The sequence below is a fragment of the Subtercola frigoramans genome (assembly GCF_016907385.1).
Taxonomy (GTDB): domain Bacteria; phylum Actinomycetota; class Actinomycetes; order Actinomycetales; family Microbacteriaceae; genus Subtercola; species Subtercola frigoramans.
Genome location: NZ_JAFBBU010000001.1, coordinates 3,245,678 through 3,259,594, shown reverse-complemented (window position 1 = coordinate 3,259,594; position 13,917 = coordinate 3,245,678). Strand labels below are relative to the sequence as shown.

Here is a 13,917-nt window from a genome sequence, read left to right as displayed (position 1 = left end):
GGGGATTGGCGGCGATCCCCCCTTTCGGGGAGAGATCTGAGTGACATGCACGTGTATGACATGGTTGCGCGCTTTTGCGCGGTCTCGCGCGGGCTTTGGTTGGCGACTTGTCCTCCACATTGGGGTGGGGAAATGGTTCTCCACTGATGTTGATGGCGGCCCTCGTTTAGTGAGGGATTGTCAGTGGCTGGTGTTTGAATGGGGGTATGAACACACCAGCTGCCGGGTTGCCCGGGTCGTCGCCTGAGGGCTTGGATGACCCTCGGGCTTCTGCGCTGCGTGCGGCGGTGGAGGCTGTAATGTCGTCTGGTGGATTTGGGGCTGCCGCGCCCTGCGGGCTTGCCGACGAGGAGTTACTGGCCTGGGCGGTGGCTGGTGAGGCGTTGCTGCGATGTGCGGAGGGGATCGTTGTCGAGGCGGCCGGGGAGCTTGCCGAACGATCCAAACATGAGCACGGTGATGACAGGTTGACGGTGAAGCACGGGTGCGCAGATGTCGTGTCGCTGATCAGTAGCTTGACGGGAGTGTCGAAGAAGACCGCGGCAGGCCGGGTGCGACTCGGTACGGCGGTTAGGTCCTCGATGTCTGCGGTGGGGTTGCCGAATGAGAGTAGTTTCCCTTCCGTTCAGGAGGCTCTGCGTTCTGGCCGGCTCGGCGTTGACAGTGCCCACGTCATCACTCGCATGCTCGGGGAGTCGGCAAAACGGGTGGGGTTCGGGGCGGATCTGCATGAGTGTGAACGGATGGTGGTGCTCGCCGCTGACCCTGCGACCGATGTGGGTCTCGGGTTGTCGGCGGATCAGGTCGCCATCATGGTGGCGCAGTGGCAGGGGCATCTGGATCCTGATGGTGCCGAACCGACCGCGAAGGAGTTGGAGGACAAGCGCGGCTTGTGGTTACGGCAGCAGGCTGACGGGAGTTTCAAGGTCGGTGGTCTGTTGACGGCGGTGCAGGGTGCGAAGTGGCAGGCCATCGCCCAAACCATCCTCAGCCCCCGGCTTCCCCGATTCGCAGACAACGGCGAGGCCCCGGGCGCCAGTGATGGCTCTCATTCTGGTGATGCTCCTGATGGTTCTGGTGCTTCTGGTGCTTCTGGTGCTTCTGAGGGTTCGGGCGGCGGCGAGGTCGAAGATGGTTCTTCGATGCCCAGCGGTGATGGTGGCCGCGGCAGAAACGGTAGCGGCCCACGTTTCTTCGCCGACGATGACGGCGAGGAGGAGGTCAGCCCGGTGTTGGCTGACACTCGTACGCGTGAGCAGTTGCTCGCTGATGGGTTCACAGCGTACATCGACCGGGTCGCGGGATTGCCGGGTATGCCGGCACTGTGTGGGGCGCGTCCGACGGTCAACGTGCACGTCACCCTCGAAGACATCGTCGAGGGCAGGGGTGTGGGCTGGGTTGACGGTGTTGACCAGCCCGTGCCGGTGACGAGTGTTGAGCAGCTGCTGTGTCACGGGGAGGTCATTTCGACGCTGATGCGTGAGGGGCGGGTGTTGCAGCACGGGAAGACGAAACGGTTGTTCACGGCGGCGCAGAACCGGGCCCTCGCGGCCCGGGACGGCGGGTGTGTGTGGCCGGGCTGCGGGAGACCGCCGTCGTGGTGTGAAACCCATCATGTTCTCGACTGGCGTGACGAGGGATACTTACCGGGCCGGACCGATACTGACAACGGGGTTTTGTTGTGTCATTTTCATCATTCGAATGTGCATAGGAGCCGATGGAAACTCGTCATGCGTCAGGGCGCACCGCACATCATCCCGCCGCCCGAGATCGACTGGACACAAACACCCAGACCCTGCACCGGGCGACGAACCAGACAATAGCTGCGTGCGCGGCAAAGTGGAAGTGCTCGCAGACAGGGCGCACCTGGGTGTGGTGAAATCCATCTACGCTTGAATAACTTCTCCCTCACTTGCCCGATGCCCCGCTAGTTGTGAAAAGGCCGCACTGTGACTCTTTCGATTCTGACCGTCTGCACGGGCAATATCTGCCGTTCGCCGTTCGCGGCGTTGTATCTGCAATCGAAGCTGGCTGGGGTGACGGGGGTCACCGTGAGCAGCGCAGGAACGATGGCGCGCGATGGTGATTCGATGACGGATGAGATGGGGGCTTTGGCGGAGAGGTTCGGGCTCAAGCCGACCACGCATGCTGCCCGCTATCTGGTGGAGCCGTACATCGAGAAGGCAGATTTGATTCTTCCACTCACGCGGGGGCATCGAAGCGAGGTCGTTCAGATGGTTCCGCGCAAGCTGCTGGTGACGTTCACGGTGCGCGAGTTCGCGCGGCTGGGGAGCCTGGTGAGCGATGACGAGGTTACGGCTGCTGCTGCTGCCGGGGGGACTGACGCTGAGAAGGTCAAGGCCGTTTGCCGGCTGCTGGCTTCGCGTCGGTCGCAAGGGGACCCGGCTGCGGACCCGACTCTTGACGACGTGGTCGACCCGTATCGGCGCGAGGATGAGGTCTACGAGCTCTCCGTTGCGCAGATGGTTCCTGCGTTGGATGAGATCGCTCGCGTTCTGACACTGACACTCAAGGCAGCCTGAGCGTGAGCGGCGGGCGCCCGTCGGGCGGGGCTCACGCGAACCTTCGCGCGCCATCGGTCAAAAACACGACTGAAGAGACGGTCCTTGGGGCCGAGTCGATTACGCTGATTTTGTGCCCTGGCGACGACGACTTACTCAATTGAGCATCGTGCTGACCGCGGTGGCCGTTTTGACTACCGGATGCACGACCAAGGGCACGGCGCGTGCCGAGTGCGTGGTGCGTCCAGCTGCGGATGTCGTGCCGAAGGCCGGCGTGCTATTCGGTGTCAACCTCGACTGGGGGCATGAGACGCTCAGCGATTACGCCGTGAACCTCGGGAGGCATCCAGCGGTCACTGTAGCCTTCGCGGAAGTGCCCTTGAACGTTGATGCCCGCGCAAATCTCGCGGCAGCCGTTAACCAAGTGCGTGCCAACGGAGGTTCGCTGCTTCTCACGCTCGAGCCTGCGGCGGGGCTGGCTGTGGTGACGGACGAGGTGGCCGCCGACGTGGCTGACCTAACCAACTCGATCAACAGAGAAGGTGTGCCGGTCATTCTTCGCTTTGCCCACGAGATGAACGGTTCGTGGTATGCGTGGGGGCAACAGCCTGCCGAATATATATCAACGTTTCGCCGGGTTGCGCACGCAATCCATGAGCGGGCCCCAGGGACTGGGATGATGTGGGCCCCGAACAACGCCGACGGGTACCCGTTCACCGGGGGCGCATCGAGCGCGGCGCCCGGGTCACCGGATTTCAAGCTTCTAGACACGAATGGCGACGGCACCATAACGCTAGCCGACCACCCCTACGCTCCCTACTATCCCGGGGACGATGCAGTCGATTGGGTTGGGATGTCCCTCTACCACTGGGGCTCCGCGTACCCCTGGGGCGAGAACGAGATGCCTGAGGAGGGGAAATTCGTCGCCCAGCTGACCGGAACCTACATCGGTGCGCAGGGCGACGAGAGGGCCGCGCCCGATTTCTACCAGGTGTATGGGGTCGATCATGCAAAGCCCGTGGCGATACCGGAAACCGGAGCATTCGTGATTCATCGCGGTGACGACGCAGGCGAGCTCGCGATAAAGCAAGCCTGGTGGCGGCAGGTCTTCTCCGCTGACATCGCGGTCAGGTTCCCGAACCTGAAGATGATCAACTGGTTTGAGTGGGACAAGCTCGAAGCAGAAGTCCATCAGCGAGTTGACTGGACGGTCGTCAACGATGCCCCCACTCGGCACGCCTTCACTGCAGATTTGCCGGCATGGCTCGACTTTTCCGACGGAGAAGTCGCCTGCCCCGTCCCCACAAACTAACGAGCAATGCGGTTCAGATAGCGTAGTCCCTGAATCGCCCTGGGATTGGTCCAACCCGACCTCGACACCAAGACGCGACTGGCTGCAACGGTGGCAACAATTCTCGGCACCGTAGATCGTGGCTCAGCGACTCTGCGACTTTCGTCTGAGGCGCCTGGCACCATCAGGTTGTCAGCCGTTGTCGAGTTTGACGGCGAGCTGCACCATTCGGCTCACGTTCTCCGAACAGACGTGGGCTGACAGGCTTTCGATCCTGTCGCCGGAGGAACAGGGTGGCTGGGCGAGCGATCCCGCCGTAGGGCTACTGAGTGAAAGCTACGACTACCAGAGCGACTGTGCCGCCGACCAGCACGACTCCGACGGTGATCTGGGCGACGAGGTTGTGCGAGATCTTGTGCCACGTCGACGTGAGTTCTGGCCGCTCGAAAGGCTTGTCGGCTCGTTTTGTGGGGCTCATTGGGGCTTTCGGTTCTGCGCCGGAATTTCGGCTCTGTGCGATTGGCGCGGTAAACAATAAACGATACGCGAGCATCAATCATTAAGCACCCCCCAGTGATGTGTGTACGAAGGGCACGTTGCGTTTCTCATCAGCTTGTAGGGCATTCGGTACAGCTTCTTTTCGGAGCCGTGAGTCGACCGGATTGGTATCAGGCACCGATCAGGGCAGCGTAAATCAGTGCCACGATAATCAGGGCCACGCTGACATTATGGGGCTGCCGATCAGGGGCGCTGTGTCAGAGCCACACCCACGAGGGCGGCTGTGATGAGGCCGGCCGGGATGAGGACCGAGAGTTTCACGATCATCCCGACCCGTGAGGTGTGGTTGTCGTTCAGCTCTGAACTGTGCTGTGCCATGGGACTGCTCGTTTCTCGGCCTGCGAAACCGATGAAGATGAAACGCTTTTCTGCGTAGGCCGCACCCCCGATGGTGGGGCCGTTCCGAAGGTATCGCATGGGGCACGGCGGCGGGGGTGCTCTGGCGGATCGGGTGACCCCCAAACCGAGGGGCGGATGCGGGCGTGTTTCGGACATCAAGGCAATAAGAGGGGTAGGCGTCGATCCGATACGCTGAAGCCGATAGGCCAGCGGAGGCGTGTCGGACAGTACGGACATTGGGTAGTAGGGGCGGGGGCGCCGTGGGTCGGTCGTTTGTTCGTGTTTCGGCAGTGGTGGTTTCGTTGAGTCTGGCGGCGGTGTTCGTACCGGGTGCGTCTGCCGAGGGGATCGTGCCGACGCCGACGCCGGCGCCGACGCCGACACTGACCGCTTCTCCGACGCCTGGATCGGTTACGACGCCGACCAGCACACCCACGCCCATACCAATTCCGACGCCGACGCCGACAGCAGGGACTCCGTCAGCCACGACGACTGCTGCCCCGCTTTCCGCAAACAGTGGGTTCACGGTGAGTGGGCACGTGGATCTGGGTTCGTCCGGGCATCCTGCAGGAGTTGGCGATATGGCGATCTGGTACTGGTATTACGATGCGGGGGCGTGGACGCCGCTTGATTACGATGCAAAGATCACCACGGATGCCGCGGGGAATTTCGTTCTGCCGGTGGGGGATCAAGACACTGTCGCGATCGAGTACCACTATCTCGGCGCTGGTAACTTCGTCTCGAAGCCTTACGTGGACGATTGGGTAATAAAGCCTACAGACAGTCGTGTCCTCCATCTCACCCAGAGTGTGACGGCCACGACTGTTGTGCTTGCGGTCGGGGGCCGGATTTCGGGGATGGCGCGGGGCACCGGGGGGCAGCCACTTGGAGGTCTCTTGGTGGAGGCCGTACCGAAGAAGGACGACCCCGGTAATTACGATTCACACGTGACCACGACCAAGGCCGATGGTTCGTATTCGTTCATGGGCCTTCAGGCTGACCGCTATTCGGTCATCTTCTCGGGCGGGGGAGACGCAGATGAATGGTACTTTTCCCAGATGCCGGGTTCCGATGCCTTCAATCGGGAAGGCGCGGGGCCGGTGAAGGTGGCTGTGGGTGAGAGCAAGGCCGGCTTGGATGCCACTCTCACGGCGGGCGCTATCGTGAACGCGCCCGTGAGCTGTCTCACCTGCCTTAGTTCGGGGACGGTTCGCGTCTCTCTCGATATTCTGAATCCCTCCACGAAACTCTGGGTGCGCGCTTCGGGCGATTTGTTCACAGCAGACTTCGCGAGGTTCACCGATCTGTACCCCGGTACCTACCGAGCGACGTTCCACTATGAAGGGCCAGAGGCATACGACGATGTGACCGTCGCTCCGTTCGCGCTGACGGAGGGCCAAACTTACGACCTGCCCTATGTGAACCTGACGCAGAAACCGGTTGCTGCAGTTGGCGTTTCTGCTCCCGTTCGGGCATTCATCACGGCCTTGTACTTCGACTATCTCGCGCGCCGGCCGTCGACCGATGAGGTCGCATTCTGGGGCGCGCAGCTGGCGCACGGCTCGGGGTCGGGCGTGATCGCAAGCGCGTTCGCCCAGAGCGATGAATATCGACTGGACTGCATCGATGCGGCGTACAAGAAGGTACTCGGCCGGGCCCCAGACCCAGGAGGGCGTCAGTTCTGGCTCGACCGGATGCACAAGGGGCTCTCAACGACCGACGACATCCTCAAGTCGTTCTACGCATCCGAGGAGCTCGCTCATCGTCGAGGGACCTGGAGCTGGGTGTCGGCTCTGTACCAGTTCATCCTGGGGCGGTACTCAACATCAGGCGACGATACGAACTGGATAGCTGCGGGGCGGGCATATGCACAGGCGCACGGCGAAGCTGGAAACAGTTATGCCGATGGCGCGGATGCATATTGGGTGGTCGACCAGATCTACGAATCCCGGGAGGCCGCAACTGACAGGGTTCGGGACATGTATGACCAGTATCTCGGTCGTCATTGGCCCGGAGACTCGGAGCTGGCGTTCTGGGCGCCGCTCGACCAGCGGTACGGCGACTCGATTGTGCGCGGAGGCTTCACGGGGAGCGCGGAGTACTAAGGGCGAGCGTCGTTGAGGTTCGCGGGGAAGTAGGGTGCTGCTTTCGCCCGGGCGCTTGAGCGTATCTGTGGTGCGAACGTACCTGTAGTTTGAACGCATGGGGTCGGTTGTTTCTCTCGTCGTGCTGGGTGTGCGGTTCGCTGTGGAGCTTGAAGGTGTGAGTGCCGGCGAACTGGGGCAGTTCGTGGAGTCGTGGGAGTGGTGCGGGGCTGCACTGAGCGCGTTGCCTGAGGTCGAGGGGATGTCTGCAGGTGAGGGGACGCCTGTCGGTGAGGGTGCGCCTCGAGGGGTGGCGATCATCCGGGCGCGTGTGGGTTCTGGGGGCGAATCGTCTCGAGTGGGTGAGGGCGGTGACGAGCTCGCGAGCCAACCACAGCCGGACGTGACGGCGACGAACTTTCGGGCGCTCGCTGACAACCTTTCGGGGCGCATTACGCGCGATGCGATCGATGCGCGCAAGGGCGACCTGCTGATGCTGCATGCGGGCGGGGTTGTCGACCGGGCTACGGGCAATGTGATCGCGTTCATCGGGCCGTCGGGGCGCGGAAAGACGACGGCGTCTATCGCGCTGGGGCGGGTGTTCGGGTATGTGACCGACGAGACGTTGGCGATCATGGATGATCTGACGGTGTTGCCCTACGGCAAGCCGCTCTCGGTGAAGCTTCCGCCGCCTGAGTTGTGGAAGGACCAGGTGTCGCCGAGCGAGCTTGGGCTGAACCGGCCGCCGGATGGGGTGGCGCTGCGGCTGGTGGGCGTGGTGATGCTCGACCGGGTGGAGGGTGACGCGGGCGCGGGCGCGGGCGCGGGCGCGGGTGCGGGTGTGGCGGCGGGTACGGGCGAGGGCGCTGGTGCTCCCGAAGGCGCGGGCGCGGGCGCTGGCCGGGGCCAGGGCACTGACGGTGCTGTTGACGCGGGGGAGTTGCCGAGCATCCGGAGCGTGGGGCTGGCCGAGTCGATCGGGGAGTTGGTTCCGCAGATCAGTTACCTGCCGGAGCGGGAGCGGCCGTTGCGGCGGTTGGCCGAGGTTTTTGAGGCGTGCGGCGGGCTGAAGCAGGTTCGGTATCGGGAGGCGACGACGCTGGTGCCGCTGTTCGCGAGGTTGTTCGCTGAGGCTGCGGCTGCGGCTGCGGCTGCGGCTGAGGCTGAGCCTGCGGCGCGGTCAGTTGCCGTGTTGCCGGACGGAGTGTTGCCGGACACCGTGTTGCCTAATGACGTGAAGCCTGTTGCTGTGAAGCCTGATGCTGTGAAGCCTGATGCTGTGCTGCCGCAGGATGCGCGGACCAGTGTGGTGGGGTCGGGTGCGGCAGGCTCGGGTGCGAGGGCTGTTGCCGACGTCGTTGTGGGTTGCGGAGACGATGCCGACAGCAGCGATGGGTACGACGGGCATCGCGGCGATGACGGGCGTGGCATGGAGTCAGCGCCGAGGTACCGCACGGTGGCTCTGGACGTGCTGCGAGATGGGGATTCGCTGGTCGTGCTGAGCGGTACGACTGTGCGGGTGCTGGCGGGAATCGCTCCGGTGATCGTCGAGGCTGCGGAGGTGTCTCGCACGGAGGCGGAGCTCGTCGCGGCGGTGGTCGCCGTGCACGGGATGCCATCGGGCGAAGAGGGTGCTGCGGAATCCCTGATGCGTGCTGCCGTTGCGGAACTGGTCGATGCGGGCGTGCTCGCGGTAGCTTGAACGCGGTAGTTTGAGGCCGCGCAGAGTGCGTCCGGAGCTTGAGGACGCCGCGTCTAACTGGAACCCGATTCTTGCTGCATTGCGCTGCTCGGCAGCACAAAGCTCCGTGGCCGTCTGGCGAGTACGTTGGCTCGCTCCATGAACACGGCGGAAGGAGCGACGATGGCATTTTCGTAGGTCGAGAGCCGCGAACGTGAGGTGCCGAGTGCTTCTGCGAATTCTGCGCGGGTGAGCCCGGACTCACGGATTCGCTGTCCAAGCGTGTGGGCCACCCGTTGGGCCGGAGTCCAGCGGGCTCTCGTGAGATGCGATCGCATGATGCCCTTGGCCCCGTGATCTTCTGCGAGGGTGAGGGCGACTTCGAGTTCGGTTGCCACGGCCCCCCATGGGTCGCGGTCGAGCGCTGACCGGATGCGGCCCCAGTCGCGCATGTCGCCGCGATCGATTGCAGCAAGCAATCCTTCGACTCCCCACAGTTCGACGGGGTCGTCGGGCGTGACGTCGATATTTCTGAAGCGCAGGGTCACTGTTGACTTCCTCCTGTTTCGTCGATCTCTTCGGCCAGATCCCGACAAGCGTTGACGACATAGTCCCACTTTTGCCACTGCTGGGATATGCCTTTGTAGGTGGACAGCGTGGACGTCGAATGGGAATCTTTGGGCCGGGGGTCTTCAAGCTGGCGCGTCAGCTGAGAAGCGACGCTCACGTCGCCTCGCTTCTGATCAGCGTAAAAGTCGTCTATTCGAGCTAAGACGTGAGCAGACGGCTGGATTCCATAAAAATCAGCCAGGGCGACAACGTCGAGATAATCGCGCACCTGATTTCTCTTGATGATCAGGAATGCCTTCACTCGAAGCGTCTCTTGGACTGTCGGTACGCGAAGCGTCAGCCCGGACCGTAACTTCACGATCTGGGTCTCGAGGGGAGTGGTTCGGATGAGCTGGCGAACTCCCGCTTCGATTCCACCGATCTCGCCGAGGATGATCTTTCCGGGTGTGACTCGATTTGTCACCCAGTCGCCCTCTCGCTCAAGGGCATCGAGTACAACGTCGAACCTGTTTCGCAGATCGACGACGATGTGGTTACCGTCGAGAGAGTATCGGTGGCGTGCGTAGAACGCTACGGCGGAGCCGCCGACAAGAACGGCGTCTGGCACGAGCTGCTGAAGGCGCGCCGCAGAGTCCAAGACGGACTCGAGGGGGTCGACATATTCGGTCACCCCGCAACCTTATCGGATCTGATAAGACTCGGACAAGCGATTGACACGGTGTCGTCGCACTACCATCGACGGTGCGCAGGTTGCTGACGCTGCGAGTGGTTGCGGACCGGTAGTTTGAACGCATGAATCCGACACCGGCATCGGCCGCGACGAGAAGGCGGTTGTGATGACGGGCATCGGTGAGGAGTCGGGCAGGGACTCAGTGGTGGGGGCGCCAAAGGTGGGCAATCTGGCTGGTGATGCTGGTGGAGTCGCCGCGGGAGCGGGCGCTGCTGGTGGCGGGAGTTCTGCCAGCGGAGGGCGGGGTGCGCGGGGGAAGCGGACGGGCATCCGGCGCATTACGGGAAGCTTCTGGTTCAACGTGGTGGCGGCGTTCGTGGTGCTGGCACTGGTGCAGGCGTTCGTGGTGAAACTGTATTACGTGCCTTCGGGGTCGATGCAGCAGACGCTGGCGATCGGTGACCGGATTCTGGTGGACCGAGTGAGCCTGGATTTCGGTGACCCGCACGCGGGTGATGTGGTGGTGTTCACGGCGTCTGACCTGTGGGGAGAGAAGGCTCCAGCGCCGTCGAATCCGCTGGTGTACGCGGTGAAGTGGCTGGGCGGGGTGTTCGGGGTGGGGCAGAGCCTGGACCACACGCTGGTGAAGCGGGTGATAGCCGGGCCGGGGCAGACGGTGTCGTGTTGCGACAAACAGGGGCATCTACTGGTGGATGGGCAGCCGATCGACGAGCCGTATGTGTTCCAGGACTTCGAATTTCAGGCCGGGTCGCTGGACTGTTCGACGGTGCCGGCGTCGCAGCGATGCTTCGGCGGGGTGACGGTGCCTGGGGGGGAGTACTTCGTGCTCGGGGACCACCGCTCGAACTCGAACGACTCGATCGCGGGGTGCCGGGGGCGGGACCCGGCGGTGCCTGTGACGGTGTCTGGTGCTGCTCCTGGGGCTGCGGAAGACTCGTGTCTCAAGATGGTCGGGCGTGCCGACGTCGTGGGCCGCGCGTTCGTGGTGGTGCTGCCGCCGGGGCACTGGGGCGGGCTCTAGGTGTGTGGGCTCCAGTCCCGGCTCGGTGCTGTGCGCCGCCTGGTCTAGCGGGAGTGCATCAGCGCGACGGCGGCGAGGGCGACGGCAGCGGCCGCGACCACGATCAGGATCGCGATGGTGAGGATGCGGCGGCGACGGGCGCGAACGAACTGGCGGCGGTTGCGGTCGGTGAGGTGCGACTTGGGCAGAACCTGGGTGCGCTCTGTCGGTGAGCCTGCCGCGGTTTCGATGCCGGAGGTGAGGGCGGCTGAGCTGTGCGGGTCTGGGATATGGGCGTCAATCGTGCTTGCCGATTGCGGTTCAGCGATGGTGTTTTCTGTCATGGTGATGGTGCCCTATCCCCCAATAATCGACGACGCGACTATTTTCCGAGCGCCGAAGGCGCTGCGAGAGTCATGATCCCCGACCCTCACGATCATGACGCTATCGTGTGGATCGACACGAAGATCGCAAGAATTCGTCGACGTATGCCCCCATTTCGGGGTACATATTGCGGGTTTGCGGCGTGTCTGTACAAATCCTCATGAATCTGAGTCAAAACCGTGAACTCGATGGCACAGATAGTCGCGCGCGGGTTCGCTCTGTAGGGTGTTGTCGCGCGGTGGAAGCGCACTGGCAGTAAGCGGTGGAAGCGCGCACTGGTGCCGCGCAAAGCTGGAGAGAAGGGCGACGAGAGCCGTGACCGACCTCATTCTCTCGATCAACATCGTCGATGGCCCGGCTGTGGTGGTGCTTGTGGTGCTGAGCCTGGGGCTTGCGGGATTTCTGCTGGCCCGGCGGCCCACGCTGGTGTGGGTTCTGACCGCACTGGTCGGTGTGTTGGCTGGCGCGGCGATCGCTCTGGTGACGGTATTTCTCACTGAGAAGGTCTTCAACCTGTTCGGCGTCGGGTTCTCGCCGACCACGATCACGTGGATCGTGCTCACGTTTGCGGGAATCGGCTTGGCGATCGTCAACCTGTGGCTGTCGCGGTGGTGGCGCAAAGTGATTGCGGGCGTGGCGATCGTGGTGTTCGCGCTCACGGGCACGGTCGGGGTGAACTCGAGCATCGGGCTGACGAAGACGGTGGGTGCACTGCTCGGCATCGGCACCGAGAAGCCGCTGGTGGTGCCGACGGGGCTCCCCACCACTCCGCACCCGACCGGCACGTCCTCACCCAGCACGCCGCCGTCGACAGTGCCGCTCTACCAGTCGTGGACGCCGCCGGCCGACATGCCGAGCGTGGGCACGGTGGGCACGATCGACATTCCGAACACGAACTCGGGGTTCGTGGCACGCAAGGCGCTGGCGTACCTGCCACCGGCGGCACTGGTTCAGGGTGCGCCGGCACTGCCGGTGATCATCCAGTTGAATGGCTCGCCCGGCAGCCCGGGGCTGGATGATCCGAAGAGCATCCTCGACCAGATGGCGTCGGCCAACAAAGGCCTGGCTCCGATTGTGATCAACCCCGACCAGCTCGGCGACCCGTCGAAAGACCCGCTCTGCCTTGACGCGACGAGCGACAAGGTCGAGACGTACATCATGGACGACGTTGTGCCGTATGTGCGCACGCACTTCAACGTGTTGCAGGACCCGAAGAGCTGGGCGTTCGTGGGGTTCTCGAACGGCGGCGAGTGTGCGGCGTATTTCGGGGCGAAGTACCCGGAGGTGTTCGGAAACGTGGTCGACATCTCGGGCGACCAGTACCAGGCGATCGGGGACAACGGGGCGGCGAAGAAGTACTTCGGCGGCGATTCGGCGGCATACAGGGCGGCGTGGCCGGAGAACATTCTGGCGTCGGGAGCGCACGCCTACCCTGACACGCTGGGGGTGTTCACGGCCGGGTCTGACGACCAGGAGATCAACGCGGGGGTGCGAACGGTGTTTGCGGCGGCGAAGGCGGCCGGATGGAAGGCGTCGTTCACCGAGATTCCGAACGCGGGGCATGACGGGCCGGCGCTCGACATCGGGCTGCAGACGGGGTACAACGCGCTGTACCCGCGATGGGGGTTGGCTGCCTCCACGGGCTGAGGGTGTCAGGCCACGCTGGCGTAGATCTCGCCGAGCAGGGCGCACTGTCTGTCGATGTTGAAGTCGCGTTCGATGCGACGGCGGGCGTTCGCTCCGAGGGCTCTGTCCTGCCCTGCTTGGCCCGCAAGCTTCCACACGGCGTGGCTCAGGTTGCGCGAGGTGGCCTCGCTGACGAGATAGCCAGTGTCGTCGTCTGCGACCACGCTGCGGATCTCTGCGTAGTCGAACGAAGCAGCCGGCACAGCGACGCTCGCTGCGGCGAAGATGCTGGCCGGTACTCCGCTGGTGTCCGCGTGCCCCAGGGTCCGGGCGGTGTTCACGAGAACGCGCGCCCCGGCCAGGGTGGCTGGCAGCTCGGCGTAACTCACCGCTCCGACGAAGTTGGCCGTGTGACCGCGCTCTTCGGCGAGCCCCTGGGCCCGGTGCCGGGCGGCACCATCACCCACGGCGAGCAGCGTGAGCCTTCGACCGGCCGGCAGGCCCTCGATCACCCGGAGCATCCTGGCGAACGATTCGAGGCTGTCGAACTCGTCCACGAAGGCGACATCCGCAGCGCCCCTCGCGGCCGTGACCGGGCCGGGGACGACGACGCCCGGTGCGTGAACGACCAGCCGGTCGGGATTGGCTGCCGAGGAGAGAAGCGCCCTCTTCACCGAGTCAGTGGTGGCGATGAGCACGGAGACGTAGTCGAAGAGATCCTGGGTGCGGTGGCCGATCATCCCTGTGCAGTGCACCAGTGGATCGAAGCTGTGCGCGGTGACGATGAGCGGCACCCGTGCCCGGCGGGCGATGGGTTCGATGAGAATGCCGTCGGCGATCGAGTGCGCATGGATGATCGCGGGCCTGCGCCGGCGGACCATCGCCTCGAGCCGCCCGAACGTGCGCGTGGCGGTGAACAGGCGAATCGCGAGGTCGCCGAACTGGCCGGCGGGGTAGAGAATCTGCGCTGGATTCTCTGGTGTGGTCAGCGGCGCGGCGCGTAGTCCGACGCCACGGACATTCCACTGGCCGCCGACGGACTCGAGGGAAGTCACGCCGTGCATCTGCGCCCGGATGTACGATTCGTCGTCGGGCAGCCAGATCGACCGGAAGACCAGCACATCGAAGGGATCGCGCCCTCGCCGTGCTGCGGCTGGTCTGGGTGCGGCTG

At 63.9% G+C, this 13,917-nt stretch carries 13 protein-coding genes; 7 read left to right on the top strand and 6 right to left on the bottom strand.

All coding sequences use genetic code 11. The features are described 5' to 3' along the window. The first annotated feature begins 206 nt into the window (after positions 1–206). The 3 genes from JOE66_RS15185 to JOE66_RS15175 all read left to right on the top strand — a co-directional run bounded on the left by JOE66_RS15185 (position 207) and on the right by JOE66_RS15175 (position 3,834). Entirely contained in the window at positions 207–1,823 is a 1,617-nt protein-coding gene (locus JOE66_RS15185) for an HNH endonuclease signature motif containing protein (RefSeq protein WP_205110839.1), read from the top strand. Positions 1,824–1,949: 126 nt separating this feature from the next. Further along, positions 1,950–2,543: an arsenate reductase/protein-tyrosine-phosphatase family protein gene (locus tag JOE66_RS15180; protein ID WP_205110837.1), complete on the top strand. Its 594-nt coding sequence runs from the start codon at positions 1,950–1,952 to the stop codon at positions 2,541–2,543. A gap of 148 nt (positions 2,544–2,691) precedes the next feature. After that, the gene (locus tag JOE66_RS15175; RefSeq protein WP_307827301.1) at positions 2,692–3,834 is read left to right on the top strand and encodes a glycoside hydrolase family 26 protein; all 1,143 of its coding nucleotides are present in this window, start codon (positions 2,692–2,694) and stop codon (positions 3,832–3,834) included. Positions 3,835–4,135: 301 nt separating this feature from the next. On the opposite strand, the gene JOE66_RS15170 is transcribed toward JOE66_RS15175, so the two are convergent. Further along, on the bottom strand, positions 4,136–4,291 hold the full coding sequence (locus JOE66_RS15170) for a hypothetical protein (protein ID WP_205110831.1): 156 nt from the start codon (positions 4,289–4,291) through the stop codon (positions 4,136–4,138). A 263-nt stretch (positions 4,292–4,554) separates the two neighbouring features. Continuing rightward, a complete protein-coding gene (locus tag JOE66_RS17500) occupies positions 4,555–4,689 on the bottom strand; it encodes a hypothetical protein (protein WP_275576823.1) in 135 nt (44 codons plus the stop codon). Positions 4,690–5,657: 968 nt separating this feature from the next. Between JOE66_RS17500 and JOE66_RS15165 the strand changes: the two genes are divergently transcribed. Both JOE66_RS15165 and JOE66_RS15160 read left to right on the top strand, forming a co-directional pair. Further along, the gene (locus tag JOE66_RS15165; protein WP_205110828.1) at positions 5,658–6,815 is read left to right on the top strand and encodes a DUF4214 domain-containing protein; all 1,158 of its coding nucleotides are present in this window, start codon (positions 5,658–5,660) and stop codon (positions 6,813–6,815) included. Between the two features lie 97 nt (positions 6,816–6,912). Continuing rightward, positions 6,913–8,496, top strand: coding sequence for a hypothetical protein (locus tag JOE66_RS15160; protein ID WP_205110825.1), 1,584 nt, complete (start codon positions 6,913–6,915; stop codon positions 8,494–8,496). 53 nt (positions 8,497–8,549) lie between these two features. Here the strand turns inward: JOE66_RS15160 and JOE66_RS15155 are convergent, their stop codons facing one another. Further along, positions 8,550–9,023, bottom strand: a complete 474-nt coding sequence (locus tag JOE66_RS15155) for a helix-turn-helix domain-containing protein (protein ID WP_205110823.1) — start codon at positions 9,021–9,023, stop codon at positions 8,550–8,552. After that, positions 9,020–9,715 carry a hypothetical protein gene (locus JOE66_RS15150; protein ID WP_205110820.1) on the bottom strand — a complete coding sequence of 232 codons (696 nt, stop codon included), beginning with the start codon at positions 9,713–9,715 and terminating at the stop codon, positions 9,020–9,022. The genes JOE66_RS15155 and JOE66_RS15150 overlap by 4 nt, the downstream gene beginning before the upstream one ends. A gap of 166 nt (positions 9,716–9,881) precedes the next feature. Between JOE66_RS15150 and lepB the strand changes: the two genes are divergently transcribed. Then, on the top strand, positions 9,882–10,757 hold the full coding sequence (lepB, locus tag JOE66_RS15145) for a signal peptidase I (protein ID WP_205110817.1): 876 nt from the start codon (positions 9,882–9,884) through the stop codon (positions 10,755–10,757). A gap of 44 nt (positions 10,758–10,801) precedes the next feature. Here the strand turns inward: lepB and JOE66_RS15140 are convergent, their stop codons facing one another. Next, complete coding sequence (locus JOE66_RS15140) at positions 10,802–11,080, bottom strand: hypothetical protein (protein ID WP_205110814.1); 279 nt, start codon at positions 11,078–11,080, stop codon at positions 10,802–10,804. Positions 11,081–11,435: 355 nt separating this feature from the next. Here JOE66_RS15140 and JOE66_RS17715 point away from each other — a divergent pair, with 355 nt between their 5' ends. Continuing rightward, positions 11,436–12,767 carry an alpha/beta hydrolase-fold protein gene (locus tag JOE66_RS17715; RefSeq protein ID WP_205110813.1) on the top strand — a complete coding sequence of 444 codons (1,332 nt, stop codon included), beginning with the start codon at positions 11,436–11,438 and terminating at the stop codon, positions 12,765–12,767. A 5-nt stretch (positions 12,768–12,772) separates the two neighbouring features. On the opposite strand, the gene JOE66_RS15130 is transcribed toward JOE66_RS17715, so the two are convergent. Further along, positions 12,773–13,867 (bottom strand): glycosyltransferase, encoded by a 1,095-nt coding sequence (locus JOE66_RS15130; RefSeq protein ID WP_205110812.1) that lies wholly within the window; start codon positions 13,865–13,867, stop codon positions 12,773–12,775. Between the last annotated feature and the right edge of the window lie 50 nt (positions 13,868–13,917).